3 protein-coding genes are annotated in these 3,825 nt (G+C 65.2%); all 3 read right to left on the bottom strand.

All coding sequences use genetic code 11. The features are described 5' to 3' along the window. Positions 1 to 175: 175 nt before the first annotated feature. Entirely contained in the window at positions 176 to 1,012 is an 837-nt protein-coding gene (locus tag B4E36_RS05770) for an endonuclease/exonuclease/phosphatase family protein (protein WP_345900101.1), read from the bottom strand. A gap of 40 nt (positions 1,013 to 1,052) precedes the next feature. Further along, positions 1,053 to 2,495 (bottom strand): phospholipase D-like domain-containing protein, encoded by a 1,443-nt coding sequence (locus B4E36_RS05765; protein ID WP_345900100.1) that lies wholly within the window; start codon positions 2,493 to 2,495, stop codon positions 1,053 to 1,055. Positions 2,496 to 2,642: 147 nt separating this feature from the next. Further along, the coding region (locus tag B4E36_RS05760) for a DNA repair protein RecN (protein WP_345900099.1) at positions 2,643 to 3,825 on the bottom strand (1,183 nt) is incomplete at its 5' end.

Genomic DNA, 3,825 nt, shown 5'->3' with positions numbered 1-3,825 from the left:
CCCGACAGGGGCAGAGAGGGGTGACCCCTCTCCGAGAGCACGGAGGCTGTGGCTTTTAGGGCTTACGCCCTTTACCCCTCTCTGTCGCTTTCGCGACATCTCCCCCTCAAGGGGGGAGATTGTGGGCTGACGGGTTCGAGAACCGACTGAAGGCCGTTCCCGGCCGCGCGTTCATTCACCCCGAAGCCCGCGCCGTCCCGGTCGTCTCGCCGCTCAACACCCCCGTATCGAGCAACGCCGTCAGCGGCAGATGGTCGGAGGCGACGCGGGCGAGGAGCGAATCATGCGCCGCCAGATCGGCGACCAGATCGTCGCGATTGGCGATGATGCGGTCGAGCGCCAGCACCGGCCAGCGGGCGGGGAAGCTTGCCTTGGGCGGCGGCAGCGCGCCGAAACTGTCCTCGAAACGGCGCAGCGCCGAGCCATTGCCCAGCCGCCACTCGTTCATGTCACCCATGATCAGCGTCGCGGCCTCCTCGCGGTTTCCGAGAAGGCCGATGATGTGGTCAGCCTGCTGGCGACGCGAGGCGCGGAACAGGCCGAGATGCACGGCGACAACACGCAAGTGTATGCCGCTCCTGAGTTCGATATCGGTCAACAACGCGCCGCGCGGCTCAAGCCCCGGCAGTTTCTCGCGGTGGATATCGCGCACCGCGCCGTCGCGGAACAGGAGAACGTTGCCGTGCCAGCCATGGGCGCGAACGCTTGCCTCCGCCGGCACGGCGACCAGGCCGGTTTCATCCTCGATGCGCTTGAGATCCAGAAGCCCGGTGCGCTCACCGAAACGGGTGTCGGCCTCCTGAAGGGCAATCAGGTCGGCGCCGATCTCGCGGATCACCTCAAAGGTGCGGTCGGGATCGAAACGGCCGTCGGTGCCGACACATTTATGCACGTTATAGGTCGCGACCCTGAGCCCCTCGCCTGCCATCGGCACGACCGAATCCGGACGCTTTCCGTTCTCACGGAAGGAGCGCAACACGGCATTGGCGAGTGGAGATTTGATCGGGATCATGTTTCACACGCAATTCAATAAACATGAATATGGGGTGTTTTCAGAGATACGGCAATCCCAGCCACAAAATCCGGTCGCGGAGCCGGTAGGGGAATGGCCTCTCCTTCAGCTTGGCGATCGTCACCTCGGTGGAATTGGCGCGCGCGGCGCTGATGCGCGCATGAAGCTCCGTTGCAAACCCCGTATCGAAGACTTCGAGATCGGTTTCGAAGTTCAGCCGCAGCGAGCGCGAATCGAGATTGGAGGAGCCGAGATAGGACCAGCGTCCGTCGATCGTCATCAGCTTGGAATGGTTGAACGGCCCGTTGTCGCGCCAGATCCGGCAACCGCCTTCCAGGATCTCCTCGAACTGCGCCGTCATGGCCTTGTCGACAAGGCCGAGATTGTTCTGGCCCGGCACAATGATATCGACGGCGACGCCGCGCTTGGCCGCGGTGGAGAGCGCGGACAGGAGATCGCGGTCGGGCAGGAAATAGGGCGACATGATCATCACGCTCTCTTCCGCCACCGAAAGCGCGCCGATGATCATGCTGTTATTGTTGCCGAGATTGCGGTCCGGGCCGGACGGCACCACGCGGGCGATTACGCCCTCATGGGTCTCAGGCGCGGAGACCTTCCAGGCCGCCCCGTCGAGCTTTTCGCGGGTTTCGAAATACCAGTCGGCGGCCGCCACGGTGAAATAATCGCCCGCGGCCGCGCCCCGCAGCATGAAATGGGTATCGTGGGCGGCATTCGGCCCGGTAAAGGCCGCGCGGATGTTCATGCCGCCGGCGAACACGGTTTCGCCGTCGATCACCATGATCTTGCGATGGGTGCGCAGATTGGCATAGGGCAGCCGCATCTTCAAAAGCACAGCACCATTGAAGGTCGCGACCCTGATGCCGCGTTCGCGCAGCAGCGAGGTGATCCGCGGGCGGGAATAGCGCGCGCCGATGGAATCGACCAGGATCCGCACCTCGACGCCGCGCTTGACCGCCGCATCGAGGCTGTCGACGAAGCGGCGACCGATCTGGTCGGAATCGAAGATATAGGTTTCCATCAGGATCGAGCGCTCGGCCTTGTCGATCGCCTCCAGCATGGCGGCATAGGCCGCGTCACCGGTTTCCAACAGATGGATGACATTGCCATCGGTCGCCGGCATGCCCGTGACGCGGTTGCCGAGGTTCCACATCGCGCCCATGCGCGGGCCGAAGGCGGAAACGATCGCCTCGCGCCCGACGTGATGCTCCCTCTCCTCGTTGGCCACCGCATCCGGAATACTGCCGCGCCGGTCGAGAATCGAGGCCCGGCGCATCCGGTTGATGCCGGCGACCGCATAGATCGCAGCCCCCAGGAGCGGCGACAGCATGATCACGCCGACCCAGCCGATCGCCGCGCGCACCTCATCCTTGGTCATCGCGGCATGGATCGCCGCCGTCGCGCCGAGGAGGAACGAAATCGCCGCCAGGATGTGCGGCCAGTAATGTTCCAGAAAAGTCTCCATCGGCGGCGGTCCCCTTGATTCCTGTACCGCCGGAAAATGGAGGCGGCTGTTCTGTCCGTCAACGCCCGGCCCTCCAATCGCCCTGTCAAAGGGGGATCGGCGGGAGCAATTGCGGGTTCGTCCTCAGCTTATATCAGCAATTGCCGATCAACCATCACCGGCCAGCAGTTTCGCCGCCGCCGCGCGCGCCTCGGCCGTAACCTTGGCGCCGGCCAGCATGCGGGCGATTTCCTCCTGGCGGGCCTCGGGGCCGATCACCTCGACATGGGTGCTGACGGTGTCCTTGCCGCGATCGCCCTTCGAGATCAGGAAATGCCCCTCGGCGCGCGCCGCCACCTGCGGCGCGTGAGTGACGGAGAGGACCTGCACGTTCTCCGCAAGCCGCTTCAGCCGCTGGCCGATCGCATCGGCGACCGCGCCGCCGACCCCGGTATCGATCTCGTCGAAGACCAGCGTGGGCGCCGAGCCCTTGTCGGCCAGCGCCACCTTCAGCGCCAGCAGGAAACGCGAGAGTTCGCCGCCGGAGGCGACCTTCATGATCGGCCCCGCCCTGGTGCCGGGATTGGTCTGCACCTCGAAGGAGACCGTATCGATGCCCTCCGCGCCGGCCGCGTCGTCATCGGCTGTAACCACGGCGGTGAACCGCGCCCGCTCCAGCTTCAGCGCCGGCAGCTCCGCCATCACCGCGGCGCTCAACTGTTCGCCGGCGACCTCGCGTCGCGATGAAAGCGCCCGGGCGGCAGCGAAATAGGCGGCTTCGGCGACCGTCACGGCCTCGGTCAGCGCCGCAAGCTTCGCCTCGCCGGCGTCGAGTTCGTCGAGAGCGGCGACCATCCGCTCGGCCAGCGCCGGCAGTTCCGTTACCGGCACATTGTATTTGCGCGCTGCACCGCGCAGCGCAAACAGCCGCTCCTCGGTGCGCTCCAGTTCCTTGGGGTCGAAGGCCGCGCGATTAAGGGCCGTCTCAACCTCCATTTGCGCGCTGGAGAGCTTTTCAAGCGCTGCGTCCAGTAATTCGACCGTCTCTTCCAGCAGGCCCGGGGCCTCGTGCGATTTGCGCTCCAGCCGGCGCACCAGCGAGGCGATCATCGGAACCGGCGAGGCATTGCCGTTCAGAAATTCGAGCGCCTCGGCGATATCGCCCGCAATCCGCTCGGATTTCATCATGGTCGCGCGCTTTTCGGCCAGTTCGTCCTCTTCACCGTCAACCGGCGAAAGCTCCTGAAGCTCGTCTACGGAGGCACGCAGGTAATCGGCCTCGCGCATCGCCGCCTCGATATGGGCGCGATGCTGCTTCAGCTTGCGCTCCGCATCCCGCCAGCCACGATAA

Source organism: Martelella sp. UBA3392 (genome assembly GCF_002358775.1).
Taxonomy (GTDB): Bacteria; Pseudomonadota; Alphaproteobacteria; order Rhizobiales; family Rhizobiaceae; genus Martelella; species Martelella mediterranea.
Note: the sequence above shows the minus strand (reverse complement) of the source record. Positions and strands in the feature narration are given on the sequence as shown.

Coding starts and splice junctions, on each gene's coding strand:
- B4E36_RS05765 (WP_345900100.1), bottom strand. CDS start 2,495: ATGGAGACTTTTCTGGAACATTACTGGCCGCACATCCTGGCGGCGATT.
- B4E36_RS05770 (WP_345900101.1), bottom strand. CDS start 1,012: ATGATCCCGATCAAATCTCCACTCGCCAATGCCGTGTTGCGCTCCTTC.